11 protein-coding genes are annotated in these 15,855 nt (G+C 42.3%); 4 read left to right on the forward strand and 7 right to left on the reverse strand.

The window, feature by feature from the left end; all coding sequences use genetic code 11:
- Nucleotides 1–17 precede the first annotated feature (17 nt).
- The 3 genes from porW to uvrC all read left to right on the forward strand — a co-directional run bounded on the left by porW (nt 18) and on the right by uvrC (nt 7,152).
- Nucleotides 18–2,993 (forward strand): type IX secretion system periplasmic lipoprotein PorW/SprE, encoded by a 2,976-nt coding sequence (gene porW / locus AC57BQ_RS19460; RefSeq protein WP_496407846.1) that lies wholly within the window; start codon nt 18–20, stop codon nt 2,991–2,993.
- Nucleotides 2,980–5,229: a penicillin-binding protein 1A gene (locus tag AC57BQ_RS19465; protein WP_496407847.1), complete on the forward strand. Its 2,250-nt coding sequence runs from the start codon at nt 2,980–2,982 to the stop codon at nt 5,227–5,229. Before porW ends, AC57BQ_RS19465 begins: the two co-directional genes overlap by 14 nt.
- Nucleotides 5,230–5,343: 114 nt before the next feature.
- Nucleotides 5,344–7,152, forward strand: coding sequence for an excinuclease ABC subunit UvrC (gene uvrC, locus AC57BQ_RS19470; protein WP_496407848.1), 1,809 nt, complete (start codon nt 5,344–5,346; stop codon nt 7,150–7,152).
- A 302-nt stretch (nt 7,153–7,454) separates the two neighbouring features.
- Here uvrC and porN read toward each other — a convergent pair whose 3' ends face one another.
- The 7 genes from porN to AC57BQ_RS19505 form a co-directional block, all read right to left on the reverse strand.
- Complete coding sequence (gene porN / locus AC57BQ_RS19475; RefSeq protein ID WP_496407849.1) at nt 7,455–8,462, reverse strand: type IX secretion system ring subunit PorN/GldN; 1,008 nt, start codon at nt 8,460–8,462, stop codon at nt 7,455–7,457.
- Between the two features lie 6 nt (nt 8,463–8,468).
- Complete coding sequence (porM, locus tag AC57BQ_RS19480) at nt 8,469–9,971, reverse strand: type IX secretion system motor protein PorM/GldM (RefSeq protein WP_496407850.1); 1,503 nt, start codon at nt 9,969–9,971, stop codon at nt 8,469–8,471.
- A 40-nt stretch (nt 9,972–10,011) separates the two neighbouring features.
- On the reverse strand, nt 10,012–10,812 hold the full coding sequence (gene porL, locus AC57BQ_RS19485) for a type IX secretion system motor protein PorL/GldL (protein ID WP_496407851.1): 801 nt from the start codon (nt 10,810–10,812) through the stop codon (nt 10,012–10,014).
- Between the two features lie 46 nt (nt 10,813–10,858).
- A complete protein-coding gene (gene porK, locus AC57BQ_RS19490; RefSeq protein ID WP_496407852.1) occupies nt 10,859–12,178 on the reverse strand; it encodes a T9SS ring complex lipoprotein PorK/GldK in 1,320 nt (439 codons plus the stop codon).
- Between the two features lie 254 nt (nt 12,179–12,432).
- The gene (locus AC57BQ_RS19495) at nt 12,433–13,197 is read right to left on the reverse strand and encodes a uroporphyrinogen-III synthase (RefSeq protein ID WP_076376218.1); all 765 of its coding nucleotides are present in this window, start codon (nt 13,195–13,197) and stop codon (nt 12,433–12,435) included.
- A 14-nt stretch (nt 13,198–13,211) separates the two neighbouring features.
- Nucleotides 13,212–14,186 (reverse strand): DUF4271 domain-containing protein, encoded by a 975-nt coding sequence (locus AC57BQ_RS19500; protein ID WP_496407853.1) that lies wholly within the window; start codon nt 14,184–14,186, stop codon nt 13,212–13,214.
- A gap of 105 nt (nt 14,187–14,291) precedes the next feature.
- A complete protein-coding gene (locus tag AC57BQ_RS19505) occupies nt 14,292–15,005 on the reverse strand; it encodes a hypothetical protein (RefSeq protein ID WP_496407854.1) in 714 nt (237 codons plus the stop codon).
- 204 nt (nt 15,006–15,209) lie between these two features.
- Between AC57BQ_RS19505 and AC57BQ_RS19510 the strand changes: the two genes are divergently transcribed.
- Nucleotides 15,210–15,773 (forward strand): hypothetical protein, encoded by a 564-nt coding sequence (locus AC57BQ_RS19510; protein WP_496407855.1) that lies wholly within the window; start codon nt 15,210–15,212, stop codon nt 15,771–15,773.
- The last annotated feature ends 82 nt before the right edge of the window (nt 15,774–15,855 follow it).

Here is a 15,855-nt window from a genome sequence, read left to right on the forward strand (position 1 = left end):
AACTACCTATATCTTCCATGTATAAAAACAGTAAATTTTTACTGTTTGCCCTTATTATCACTATCGCGGGGTGTTCGCTCGAAAAACAAAGCGGCCTTAACCGCTCTATGCAAAACCTTACCGCGCATTACAATATCCTGTTTAATGCCAACGAGTTGCTGCGGCGCAAGCAGGAAAGCTTTGCTGCATCCTTCCCTGATGCTTATACCGAATTACTGAATGTTTACCCCGATACTTCCAGCCAGAGCGGTTCGCCGGACAAGGATATGGAGCTGGCTATTACCAAGGCCAATACCATTATCAACATCAAAGAGCAAAGCCATTACATTGGCAATGCCTACCTGGTTTTGGGCAAAGCCCGCTTTTTAGAGGGCAGCTATTTTGATGCTGTAGAATATTTTAGCTACGTGGTGCGTTCGTTTGGGAATAATTTCCCCCTGGCCCAGGAGGCTATGGTTTGGGAAGGACGTTCGCTTTTATATCTTAACAACCTCCCAAAAGCCAAACTTGTGATTGATTCGGCGGTACAAAACATCAACCCTAAAAAACCGGGTAAAAGTTTTACTGCCGATGTGTATGCAACCCGCATGCAGTACAACATCAACACGCAAAATTATGCCGAAGCCGAGGAAGATGCCAAACAGGCCATACAATTCAGCTCGGTAAGCAGGCTAAAGCTGCGCTGGATTTTTATTTTGGCCCAACTACAGGAGCTTAACTTAAAACCAGCCGATGCTTATGATAGTTATACCCGTATTGTGCAAAGCAATGCCTCGTTCGAGATGGCCTTTAATGCCAATTTAAACCGCATCCGGATACAGGATAACCGCAATGGTATTAAATTAAGTAAGCTAGACCAGCTGCGTAAACTATTAAAGAATCACGATAATATCGATTTCTTTGACCAGATATACTACCACATCGGGCAGCAATATTACTCCACTGGCGATATTGATAACGCCATCAAGAACTATAAGCTATCGGTACGCCACAGCACTAAAAACCAAAATCAGCGTGGTGTATCGTATCTGCGCATTGCCGATATCGATTTCAAGAACAAGGCCAATTATGAGGGCGCTAAATTATATTACGATAGTACCCTTACCTACCTGTCGCCCAGTTACCCGGGTTATCAGCTTATCGTTAAAAAGAGCAACAACCTGCAGCTACTGACCGATCTACTGCAAACTATAGCCCGCGAGGATACCCTGCAAATGTTAGCCGCCCTTGACGAAAAAACACGCATGGTGCATATTGATGCCATGGTTGCCCGTAAAGCAGCTCAGGAAAAAGCAGCAGCGGCCGAGGCAGCGGCAGCAGCGGCCAGTGCCAACAACGGTGATCCGTTCAGCAATAGTTTTACCTTAAATAACCCCGACGCGCAATCGCAGCAAAATGGTCTAAACCGCCAGCCCGGGCAAAATGGTCAAAACGGGCAAAACGTAGTAAGCTCCTTCTATTTTTATAATAATGCCGCGGTAAGTCAGGGATATACCGCCTTCAAGCGCCAATGGGGAAACCGTAAGCTGGAAGACAACTGGCGCCGCAGCAAACGCTCTAACAGTGGTTTACCTACAAGCGCCGGACCTGCTGGACCGAACACAACTACAGACAAACTCGCGGGTGTTACCGGTAAAGCGGCCGATTCGTTAAGAAACGTCATCTATAAACAAGACCTCATTCACGATCTGCCATTGACGCCCGATCTGCTTAGTCAGTCCAATATCCGTATCTACAATGCCTACCTTGATCTGGGCAACCTGTACCGCGATGTGCTGGAAGATAAAAAAGAGGCAATAGCCGCGTTTGAAAAAATGTTGGCCCGTTTCCCGGATAACCCGGATAAGCCTGCTATATATTATAATCTGTATCGTTTGTATACGGATATTGATGCCGCCAAGTCTGACATGTACAAAAACCGCATCCTGAAAGAGTATCCGCAAACCGCGTTCGCCAAAATAATTCTTGATCCGGAATACAGCAAAAAACTGAATGATGCCAATGCCGGGTTTAACATATTCTATAACCAGGTATATGACCTGTATGAACAAAAACAATACGCCCAGGTGATCAGCAGTGCAGACGATCTGTTAAAAAGATACCCGGACAATCGTTTCTCGGCACAGTTATTTTATTTAAAAGCCATAGCCGCGGGGCACCAGGAAAAATTGCCTCCATTTATGGCCGATATGAAGCAAATAGTTGAAAAATATCCGGATGATGTATTAATAACCCCGCTGGCCCAGCAACACCTGGCCTACATTAATGCCAACCTGGCCGAAGTGGCCAATCGTCCGGTAGTATTGAATAACGAAGATCCTAACGAGATCCCGTTCACCCCTCCTGTGGCCTATCAAAAACAAACGGAGTATCGGAAAACCTATATACCATCGCCGCAGGCACCAGAATACCGTCACCCGGTAAATGCGCCTCTGAACGGATTGGCTTCAGTAACAACAAAGATCAGTACCCAGCTAAACGCACCACAGGGTAAACTAAGCGATACTCATATACAACAACCCGCATACGTGCTGCAGCAAGCCAACAAGGCTAACCCGGATAGCGTTAACACAACGGTGGCTCCGCCCGTTATTGTGGCACAAAATATTGCCCAGATATTTTCAAAGCGCGATAGCTCACATTATTATTTTGCTATAAATGTAACTTCGGGTACAACTAACCTGGCATCTTCACGTTTTGGGATAGGACAATTTAACCGCATCCGTTTTTTTGGTTATGGTTTTAAACACGAGTTGGTAAACGCCGGGCCAGATAACCAGATCATTTACATTGGTCGCTTTTTTAGCCTGAGCGATGCCCGGAAATATGCCAAGAGCATTATCCCGGTATTGCCGGATATTATGAAGGTTCCTAAGGATAAATACAGTTTTTTTATCATTACCAAGGAAAATCTGGATAAATTAGCCGATCAAAAAACGGTGGATAGTTATATTGACTATTACCAGAAAAATTATTCAAATGAGAACCACTAAGCCCAAGCTAACGCAACAGGATATAAGACGATACAATTGGTACATATGGCGCACCGTAATAGCGGGTTTTGTATTTGTAGGATTGATGATAGCGCTTACTATTTTTGATGTATTTGGTCAGCTACCTTCCTTCCGTGATCTGGAAAATCCCAAGAGCAACCAGGCATCCGAAGTATTATCGGCCGATAAAAAGGTATTAGGTACCTATTATATACAAAACCGCTCCAACGTAACTTATGCAGGGCTATCACCCAACGTAGTTAACGCGCTGGTAGCTACAGAGGATAAGCGCTTTTTTGACCATTCCGGTATTGACTTTGGCCGGAGCTTTACCATTTTTCTGCATTTACTGATCGGACAAAAGCAGGGTGGCAGTACTATTACACAGCAACTGGCATTAAACCTGTTCTCAGAAAGAGCAGCCAATCCATTTAAACGCGTTATTCAAAAAATGCAGGAATGGGTAACCGCTGTTAAGCTGGAACGCCATTATACCAAAGAGGAGATCCTGACGATGTATCTCAACACGGTTGATTTTGGCGCCTATAATACTTATGGCATTAAGTCGGCAGCACGTACTTACTTTAATACTACGCCTGACAAGCTTACACCAGATCAGGCAGCATTATTGATTGGTATGGTTAACGGACCTGGTATCTACTCGCCCATCCGTCATCCTGAAAACGCGCTGAGACGCCGTAACCTGGTGCTCAATCGTATGGTTGAAAAAGGTGATTTGAACCAGGCCCAGGCCGATGAGTACAAACAAAAACCGCTTGGACTCGATTTTCACCCGAACAACCACTTTGATGGCCCGGCACCTTATTTCAGGTCGGTACTTAAAAAAGAGCTGCAAAAACTGTTTAAAGAGCAAAACATTAACCGGTCAGACGGTACACCTTATGATCTTGACCGCGATGGCCTGAAAATATACACCACTATTGACGCTACCATGCAGCAATACGCCGAGGAGGCCCAGCAGCAATATATGCGCGATCTGCAGGTACAGTTTAATGATCACTGGCGTGGAAAAAACCTGTCCAAAAGCATTCACAATTATAAACTGCTGATACAGCAGGGTATGCTCAAATCAGACAGGTACAAGCAGTTGAAAGCCCAGGGAATGAGTGATGAGGATATCACCACCAACTTTAACACCCCAGACAAGCTAAACCTGTTTACCTGGCATGGCGACATCGACACGCTGATGAAACCTATCGACTCTATTGTGTATTGTAAAATGCTGCTTCGTAACGCCTTGATGAGTATGGACCCAACTACAGGCTATGTTAAAGCCTGGGTAGGCGGTACCAACTTTGAGCATTTTAAATATGATCAGGTAAAAAATGGTACACGGCAGGTAGGTTCAACGGCCAAACCGTTTACCTATGCGGTGGCTATTGATAATGGTTACTCCCCTTGCATGAAGATCAATAATGTACCTGATACTATCAGGGGATATGGCAGCGGTCCTTGGTGTCCGCGCTCATCTCCATCTGAAACTATACCCGGCTTTATTACCCTGCGCCAGGCTTTGGCACACTCGCAAAACTGGGTAACCGCACACGTAATGGGTGAGGTTAAACCCGAACCTGTTGTGGAGCTGATCAAAAAAATGGGGGTTACCAGCGCGGTGCCGCCTTATCCTTCTATTTGCCTGGGTACATTTGATGCTTCGGTATTTGAAATGACTGCAGCCTATTCGGTATTCGCTAATCATGGTCTTTGGACAGAGCCTACCTATATATTACGTATTGAAGATAAAAACGGGAACGTTTTATATACACATACTCCAAAAGTAGTGCAGGCCATGAACCCGCAAACCGCTTATGTGATGACTTATATGCTTAAAGGTGTAATTCAGGATGGCACGGGCTCCCGCTTACAATATAAATATGGTCTTAGCAACCCGATAGGAGGTAAAACCGGCACTACCCAAAATAACTCTGATGGCTGGTTTATTGGCATTACGCCACAACTGGTTACCGGTTTATGGACAGGCTGTGAAGATCGGGACATCGCATTCCAGTCGACCCGATTGGGTGAAGGTGCAAACAGTGCACTGCCTATATTTGCGTTCTACATGAAAAAGGTATACGCCAACGCCGCCTTAGGCATCAAGAAGAATGTCGACTTTGACGCACCCAAAAACGGCGTAAGCATAGTAATGGATTGCAACCAATACAACCAGCAACAGCAGGGTACAACCGAAGTTGATAAAAAATTAGGATTTTAATAACGTTGTAAGTTTAACGCTATATGTTTTACGTTGATTGGCATTGATCAATAGGTTTTATTCAACGTAAAACGTATCACATACAACGTAATACCTAACAAACGAGAAAATACCGTGGAGAAGTTTGATTACAGGGCGGCATTAAAAAATATACCTCACAAACCAGGTGTTTATCAATATTGGGATAGTGAGCAGGAATTGATATATATAGGTAAAGCTAAAGACCTGCGCAACCGCGTAGGTTCATACTTTAACCAGGACATACATGTAAATGCCAAAACCCGGGTTTTGGTATCCAAGATACGCAACATCACCTTTACTATTGTTGATACCGAGGTGGATGCCTGGCTGCTGGAGAACAGCATGATCAAGAAGCATCAGCCCCGCTACAATGTGATGCTTAAGGATGATAAAACCTACCCCTGGATCATCATCAAGAACGAGAACTATCCCCGTATTTTCTGGACCCGTCGCATTGTTAAAGACGGTTCAAAATACCTGGGCCCTTATGCTTCGGTGAGCATGATGCATAATATCCTGGGGCTTATTAAGGAAACCTACCCCTTACGCACCTGCAACCTGCAACTTACCCGCGAAAACATCGATAAAGGTAAGTTTAAGGTTTGCCTGGAATACCAACTGGGCAACTGTAAGGGGCCATGCCAAAACTACCAGACCGAGGATGATTATGATAATGGCATTGAGGAGATCAAAGACATCCTGAACGGTAAAATAGGAGCCGTACTACGTCGTCTTAAGGGCGAAATGGAAACCGCGGTTGCTGAGTATAACTACGAGCTTGCCCATCGCTTAAAGCGGAAGTTCGAGTTGCTGGAGAACTACCAGAGCAAATCAACCGTTGTAAATTCATCTATAACAGATGTGGATGTTTTTAGCATCGCATCTGAAGATAAAATAGCCTTTGTTAACTTTTTAAAAGTGATGAACGGCACCATCATCCAAACGCAAACCATCGAGCTTAAAAAGCGCCTGGATGAGAGCGATGAGGAGTTACTAACCCTGGCCATATCCGAGTTCAGGAGTCGTTATAACAGTGATTCTAAAGAGATCATTGTGCCTTTTGGTATTGATCTGGAAGATCACCCCGGGATTAAGTTCACAGTACCCAAACTGGGCGAAAAGAAAAAACTGCTCGATCTTTCGCAAAAGAATGTACTCTTCTTTAAAAAAGAAAAGATAGACCAGTACGAAAAACTGAATCCCGAGATCCGTACAGAACGTTTGCTTACACAAATGATGAAAGATCTGCGGATGAACCAGCTGCCCCGCCATATTGAGTGTTTTGATAACTCCAACTTTCAGGGTAAATACCCGGTATCGGCCATCGTTGTATTTAAGGATGGAAAGCCATCCAAGAAAGACTACCGGCACTTTCATGTAAAAACCGTAGAAGGGCCGAATGACTTTGCCACCATGGAAGAAGCCGTACACCGCCGTTACCGCCGCATGCTGGATGAAGGTACCGAACTACCTCAACTCATTATTATTGATGGAGGCAAGGGTCAGCTATCATCGGCTATGCACAGTCTGAAGCTATTGGGTATTGATAAACAAGTAACCGTTATAGGTATAGCCAAGCGCCTGGAGGAGTTGTATTATCCTAATGACCAGTACCCAATGTACCTGGATAAAAAATCAGAAACACTAAAAGTGATCCAACACCTGCGCGATGAGGCACATCGTTTTGGCATCACCTTTCACCGGAAGATCCGCGATAAAGGCACCCTGGCCACCGAACTGGAACTGATAGATGGCATAGGCAAAACTACTGCCGAAAAGCTGCTGAAATACTTTAAATCGGTAAAGAAGATCCGTGAGGCGAATGAAGAAATGTTGCTGGAAGTAGTGAACCTGAAACAGGCCAAAGCTATTTTAGGATATTTTACGGCAAGTCAAAATTAAAAAGTCAAAATACTCCTTACTTTGTCATGCTGATATAAAGAATATGTCATTGCGAGCGCAGCGTGGCAATCTCATCTCAAGCAGAGGCACGCGAGGAGATTGCTTCGTCGTTCCTCCTCGCAATGACATCGGGCAGACATGGGTAGCCGTAGCGAAGCATCTGTTATTCAACAAGCATGTTGAAGAAGATCCTTCGTACCTCAGGATGACAACTTTTAAGAAAGGCCTTATTAAACAAAAAAGCCAAAACTCAATACCCGCAGGCTCTGAATTCTGGCTTTAAAATTTAGGTTGGTAATTGGTTAGTATGACCAGAGGTTAAGCTCCCAATCCATCAACGATTTTTTGATCCGTTCTGATTCGTAAAGCTTATCAATACCCTGTGCGTAATCTTTTATGCGTTCGTCCTTATCATTACTTTCTTTAACAATGTAGCTGGTGAAGATCCTCTTCATAAAAACATCGTCAAAGCTGAGGCCTGTCGCATCACTGTTACGACTGGCAACTTCTTTAGTAGCAAAAATTGGTCTTGCTTCCGGAAAATACACCCAAAATGCGGGCTGATAATCCAGGTCAAGAGTACCTGCTTTTGGTTTGATCAATGGAGCTATACCAATAATGCGTGGTTCAAATACCGAGCGCTGCTTGTCAAAAACCCAGTCTTCTTTGATGCGGAATTTCACTACGCTATCGGGGTTAAATTCACCGGCCTGTAAAGATGATCCTATTTTATTACCGTCTTTATCAAACTTATCAACTACCGAACTATCTGCCATTTTTGATTTGGCGCCCCCCGAAGAAAGCGGAACAGTAAAAGCATCGCCTCCCGGATCATCCTTTGTAGGGCTTGGATCATAGGCGGTTAACTCACCTGCGGCAATGGCATTCAAAAGAACATCAATCAGCCTGCTTTTTGGTGAAGCCAGGTATTGATTCATTTTTTCACGAACATCAATTTCGCGCCAAACACGTTTAGCAAAAACCACATCATTTTCACGCAGGTTTGGTAAAGGGGTAACCTTGGCATTCAGGATGTTGTTTTTTTTGTAATACCCATCAAGTGGTCTTTCAAAAGGCTTGTTGGGGTCAAATGCTTTACGCTTTGAAGTATCGGCAACAGGAGGCTGGCTCGCCACATTATCCTGCTGGCTGGATTGCTGTGGTTGCAGCTGTGTTGGCTGTTGCTGTACTGGTTGTTGCTGAGTGGTAGTTGCAGGTTTCCTGGTACGTTTTTTAGCCGGGCGTTTCTGGGCAAATGCTGCCGAAACGCACACTAAGCAAAGTACAGCTACCAAAATTTTCTTTTTCATACGCCTTTAATTTGCGGATATTACAATCGGGTCAAGTCCTCTCGGTGTTCCATCAGGGCCAACTGCAATAATATCCTTAAATACAACAGTAGTACCCGGTGTAACAGTATTCATTGCTGAACGCATAGCGCTTGTTAACTCAGCACCGCTGCTTGAATATATAATGGCATCCTGGCGGGGCTTTACAACAAGCAGTGTAAAACGCGTTACGTTAAATTTAGCATCAAAATCAAAATTCTCTAATTTGGCAAATACCCGGTCCTGCGCTCTTAAGTTTGCAGCACTGGTATTACCACCACTTTTGCCGGCAAATTGTGGTTTAGGATCAGGAATACGTTTAATACGAAATAATGATGAACCTAAAACCATGCCCTTATCGCCGGTTACCGTAATGGTTGTAGTGCCTATGCTGTGTACAGTGGCAATATAATGACCGCCGCTACCACTTATAGATGCACCACCAGATGAGCCTATATGTAAACTAGATGTAGGCACACCAGGCGCCGATACCGAAAGCGGGTTTGGTACACCAATATATAATACGTTCATTTTATCGGGCGATACCACGGCAGATGGTTTAGCCACCATGTAGGTAGCAGAAATAGGATATACTTTAGGCGGACCTTCTACCTGTTTTACCGATAAACTACCTGTCCATGTATGTAATCCTTCACCACTTGCTGTAGTAGTATAGGTACCAACGCCATCAGTAGTAGGTATGCTTGAGCCACCTACGGTAATAGCTGGATTAGAGTTTTTATCATACGCAGTTAAGTAGATCTCAGCTTTGTACTGCTGACCGGCCAAAACATAACTGCTTGGTGCAACAGCAACAGCCTTAAACTGATTTAAGGTTACCTGTGCCTGATCGATTTTACCTAATATCTTTTTCACCACTTCGTTCTCCGCATTTTTATTATCCGCCTGGATCTTGGCCAGGGTGGTTAAAGCAGCACCCAATGGAATGCCGTCACCAAAATAGGCCTGCTGCCACGTTTTACCTTTAGTTGCAATGGCGTTTAAAGAAAAATTAACACCTGTACTATCCTTACCTAATATTTGCAGTAAATGTGCACGGGTACTTTCAATCTTTTCTTTCAATACATCCGCCTTTTTAGCATTGATCATTACCTCGGGTGATATATCAAGACTTTCTCTGGCGTCTACGTCGCCTGTCTCTGTATTAATACCTCCACCTCTTTTAATTAACTCGGCTTTTAATTCTTCAATGTATCCATTCAATTCGTCAGCAGTTTTACTTGCTGCTTTGGCCTGGGCTTCCAATCGCTGTGCCTTTTCGGGCTGCTCTTTTCCTTTGGTAGCTTCAAATGCCGAATAAGTGCTCTGTAAACTGGTAGTTACATTTTGACGTGACTGGTCTAAACTACTTGTTATATTTTTAAACGCGTCTAACAAGCTATCGGGTACATTAAGCGCTATTAAGCCTAAAAGCACCAGGTATAGTATGCCTATCATTCGCTGTCTTGGGGTTTCCTTACCTCCGGCCATCTATATAAATATTAGCTTGTATAAAAATCTATTAATTATATTAATTAACACGTGGCTGGTTCATTGCAGTAAGCATATTACCATACACCGAATTTAACGATGCCAGGTTTTTAGCTAAACGCCCCACTTCTTCCTTAAACTGTTTCGAATCATCTAACGACTCATTGAAATTGTTCATGGTTAAAGACAGATTTTTATAAAAGTTATTCATTGATTTTAAATGAGCGCTTGAATCCTGCAGTTCCAATTCATAAACAGCGTTCAATTCAGACAGGTTTCTACCTAATTTGGTTACCTGCTCATGGTATGCCTTTGAATCAACGTTTGAATTGGCTAATTCTGCTAAATTGGTTGAGGCCTTATCAAAAGCGTTGCTTAACTTATCATAGCTTGCAGATGCCGTTTTTACCTTATCAGTAAAAGCAATAGTAGCCTCACCGGCATCAGTTACTCTTGATATAGCGGCAACTTTGTCACCAAAAGTTCTTAAACCGTCGCCCAGGCTGCGTACCAGTTCCGGACCTATTTTAGCATCCTCCAGCATTTTATCCAGGGCCTGTGTATTTGATGAGTTACTAATTACTGGTCTGGTAGTTGCTTTTGGTAATTCGCCGCTAAAATCTTCGCTTAATTCCGGGTAAACACGTACCCAGTCAATATCCTTATCTTCTCTCTGGAAACCCAATAAGAAAAATAGGAAAGCTTCCATACCTAATCCTATGGTTATAAAGGTAGATGCCATTGGCCAATGCTGTATTTTAAACAACAAGCCGATGATTACTACTGTAGCTCCCCATGATATCACATTTCCTATTCCATAAGGTTTTTTCTTCCCTGCCATAATAATTCAGAAATAATTTGTGTAGATGTTTATTAATTAGTTTTGTTTATCGTTTGTCTTTAATATCGCGGCCCAAATAATCAGTTACACAACGGAAACCAATGTATGATTTCGCGGTGTCCTGGTATTCATAAGTACGGGTCGCATTTTGAAGAAAATATCCGATATCTTTCCATGATCCGCCGCGCACAACCTTACGTTTCAGTACTTCCGGATCGGTTGATTTAGCTTCGTAATTAAATGTTGGTGCAAGATCATGCACAAATGATGAGGCTGATTCGTCATAAGTTGATGATGTCCACTCAGCTACGTTACCTGCCATATTATATAAGCCGTAATCGTTAGGGAAATATGAGCGCACATTTACGGTATAAGCTCCGCCATCATCTGTATAGTTACCACGACCAGGTTTAAAGTTGGCCAGTAAACAGCCTTTGGCATTTTTAATATAAGGGCCGCCCCATGGATAATCGGTACCGATCCTGCCACCACGTGCTGCATATTCAAATTGAGCTTCGGAAGGCAAACTGTAAGGTAAACGGTGCGGTAAGCGGCGTGAATCTTTATAAGCATCATTATAACGGGTACGCCATACGGTGTATGCTCTTGCCTGGCGCCAGGTTACACCAACTACCGGGTAGTTACGGAAAGCCGGATGCGAAAAATAACCTTCAACCATAGGCTCGTTGGCGGCGTATGAAAAATCGCTCAACCAAACCAGGGTATCCGGATAAACAGCTACGGTATCACGTAAAATGAAATCAGAACGCCTTTTAGATTTATCGTTTTTATAATTGGCAGCATCACGCAGTACCATAATGGAGTAGTTATACTTTAATATACGTACATCTATTTCATTACGATCAAAAACGCGGTCGTCGCCCTGGTAATACATACCCTGTAATTTTGAAGCATTACTGGCCTGCCCTTTTTTATTACTCCAAACAGGATTCTTTTTTACATAATCCCAGTTAATGAATTTTTTGCCGTTATTATTATTGGCATTGGCACCAGCACCTTTAGGTTGAATGTAGTACTTATTATCGTTAGCGTAATTGGTAATAGCTATGGAATCACGTACCCAGTAAACAAACTGCTTGTACTGGCTATTGGTGGTTTCGGTTTGATCCATAAAGAAAGGAGCTATGGTAACCTGCTTGGTTTGCGCTATCTGCGCAAAGGTTACGTCCTGATCGGTTTGTCCCATCAGGAAGGTTCCGCCGGGTATATAAACCATACCATAAGGCACTTCGGACCTGAACGAGCGTTGCGGGATACCGGTAACCTCCCCTCTATCGCCTCCTTTACTGCAACCGCTCAATAACCCGCCCGCCAAAACAACTATTAAAAAGTAGATATGCTTCATTTTTAAACAAATTCAGTTATATAAACTATAACATTATGAGCCCCCCGAATATATCAAAAATTTGCGCTAACAAACCTAAAAAACATTTTTTTAACCTAAAATAAAGTCAATAGATGTCCTTCGCGTTATTTTAACGACAAGTTATTACATCGTATAGAGGCAAAAAACCAATTACAATAATGTGAATTAGTTGGCATTAATACGCTAACTTTTCACAAAAAGTTGCAACAGGGGTCAATAAATTTCTAAATTATTTATTTGTTTACCAGTTTAACATATTGCTCAATGGCCATTGTCATGGATGGGGCAGCTGGGGTTGGCGCCGGGATATCCAGGATCAGACCTGCTTCGAGCACTGCTTTGTGTGTTGTGGCACCAAAAGCTGCTATGCGGGTGTTGTTTTGTTTAAAATCGGGAAAGTTTTTATATAACGACTGGATGCTTGACGGACTGAAAAACGCGATCACATCATAAAACACGTCGGCCAGGTCAGAAAGATCGCTGCAAACGGTGCGGAACAATACAGCTGGTGTAAAGTTGTAACCATTCTCCAACAGGAAACGTTGTGTTTCTTCTGCCGCAACGTCTGAACATGGGTAAAGGAATTTTTCGGCCGAATGTTTTTTGAGCACCTCAGCCAGATCGGCAGCGGTTTGTTTGCCAAAAAATATTTTACGCTTACGATATTGAATATACTTTTGCAGATAAAGAGCAATAGTTTCTGAAAGACAGAAATATTTCATCTCCACAGGTACCTCAAAGCGCATCTCTTCGCAAATGCGAAAAAAATGATCGGCTGAGTTACGGCTGGTAAAAATAACCGCGGTAAAATCGCTCAGGTTTATTTTTTCCTTTCTAAAATCTTTTGCAGGAACGCCTTCAACGTGAATGAAAGATCTGAAGTCAATTTTCAGGTTTAGCTTTTTAGCCAGTTCTGCATACGGATTCTTATCGTTTTCGGGTTTTGATAAAGTAACTAATATACTTTTAACCTTTTTCTTTCTGTCTTCCAAATCAATTCGTTTAAAACTACCTAAATTCTAATATTCAATGCCTTTATCAAAATTAAAACGGGGCAAATTTCGAGGGCACAAAGATACGTAAATAAATAAAACTTATGAAATCGAAAAGTAGAAATTATATTTACGCTGCTCCGGAGGTATTGCCATACAAATATAATCACCGTTATTATAAGCGTAACGTCCAATAAAGCCGGAACATAACGATTGCCAAGTAAGCTAAAACAAACTACAACCGGTAAAAATATAAATGCTAAGTTAAAGTAGGTAAGATGCAATATATTCAGGTATTCGCTTACCAGGCGGTTCATATCAAAAACAAATCCCAAAAACTTAAGGGCCAGGAACTTTAAGGCAAACAACACTATTATAATAACCGTAAGCGACACATATAAACGTGTACCGCTCACTACATAATAAACGCCTTTATAAGCGGCAAGCTGATACAGGAATAAACCACAAGTTAAACAAAACAGTAAAAAAAGGCCCAAAAAAGCCCATGAGCTTACAAAACCTTCCTCTTTACCTGCTTGCGAAAGTACACGCTTACTGTAAAACGATTGCAGCACATAAGCCACATCCTTATTTAAGGCGATGTTAAGTGCGGCTGTATACAAAAGCAAACTAACTATAATGATGATTATCCAGGGATCACGCAGTGGACGGTTGTGCCCATCCCTCACCAGGTCTTTTGATTTTAAAGGAATATCTAAAAATCCATAGCCTCTATATAAAGCATGAGCAAATAAACTATCCGCAAATTCCCGTGTGGTTGCCGAGTCGGGTGCATGTATGTAACGCATGGCTATGGAATCGGCTACAAAAATCTTACGGGACTGCATAGCTGCAGCTACAGAGTCAAGCAGCGAGTTACCACCCTGGTGTATAGATCGCTTAATAGTATTACCAGCAATTACCGAGTCCTGCTGTGCAAACACGGCCGAACAACTCCATAATAAAAGCAGGAAACACCAGGCAATTAAACGCATTTTAAAGCAAAATATAAACTCCGTTAATTTTGCTGCAAATTTATTGTAATAATTGATTGTTTTATAAACGCTTTACAATTAACCTGGTATTAGTTAAATAGAATTTTATTTAACGGGCACTCCGGTAGCAGCCCAAAATAAAAGATATCCGGCAGTCCCCTTTTTAACTTTAATATGCAGTAAAACCCGTCGCGGATCGGGATAAATGTTCAAGGCATCAATATTATGATGGTTATGCTCTGCCATGTTGTTTTTATTATCCCACTTAGCCAGGTCATGTACCACGTAACTTAAACTGGTGTCCCTGGCAATAATGTCATTATAATAATCAGGCAGCCAGAAATCTTTTACTGCTACCCCGTCTTTATATGTTAATTCTATTTGTAATTGCGAGCCCCCTTCGGCGCTGGTCATGCTCAGATACATACCCATATATCTTTTGGGTGGCACGTAAAATCCAAAACTACCTTCGCCCGAAACAAAATGGGCCTGGTAACCGGTACCGGCGTTATTTTTATAGTGCAATGTAATTGACGGATGCTCCGGCGTGGCTTCTATCCCCGGATGATCTGGTAACGCGTGCGGATCCTTATCCTTATTAAACAGGGCCGCTGCCATTGTGAGGTAGCCATCACCCTGTCCATCACCATCGATACCCTTGCTCCAGGTTACCAACTTGCCATGTGTAAACGTAGTTACCGGCCGGGCATTTAAAAGCGTATCTATATTGATCTGAATCTCGCGACCAGGCTGTTGACCGCATACCCGGAACACCATCAGGGTATAAAATATGATCAACAATATTATTTTAGGTTTCATTTGATCGGGTATATGCGTATATAAATATACTTTAAAAATATGGACCTGATTATTTAATTTGATGAGCATTCTTATCAGGCCATCCCTCCTTTTCTCGACAATTACCTTGGTAAACCCATAATTATCATGAAAATGCCTCTTGTTATACATATCCTTAATAAAAAAACTTATTTTTATACATTAACTCATTGAACCTCTTAGCCATTGAAGAAGAAAATTGCTATATTCATACTCTTTCTGCACCTTTTTAATATTGGTGGGCAATTGGCCTTACATCAATATTTAGTTTATAAAACCGACAAATTATTCACCGAACAGATACGCAAAGGCTTTTACAATGTAGAAGACCTGACAGAAGTAACTATTCCTGTTAATTTACCAGGCATTAGAGATTGGAACCGTTTTGAAAACATAAGCGGACAAATCCAGTTTGAAAACAACAATTATAACTACGTAAAAATGAGGCTTACACGGAATGCTATGTACTTAATGTGCATTCCTAATTATGAAACCACTCATTTATCATCCGAAAATATCCTAAAGGCGAAAGGTATGCAGGGCATGCCAATCCCCCAGAAAGACCACGTTCCGTATGGCAAATCAATTTTACAGGACAACCTGAACTTTTGCTTTGTACAATTTGATTTTTATTGTCCTGTAAAAAGCCTGTCCCAAAACATTGAACAACCTGTTCAACAATTGATCTATCAGCAAAAAGACATTCCAGAGCAACCTCCTAAAATGAATGCAGCGCATTTCCTCATCTAATCCAATTTATCGCATCATTTAAAACTACATCTGTTCGAGCAATAGTATGTTCCGCCCAATTTAATCAGGAATGCGAAAACAG

This window comes from Mucilaginibacter sp. BGA-UO-ETr-C110 (assembly GCF_059567985.1).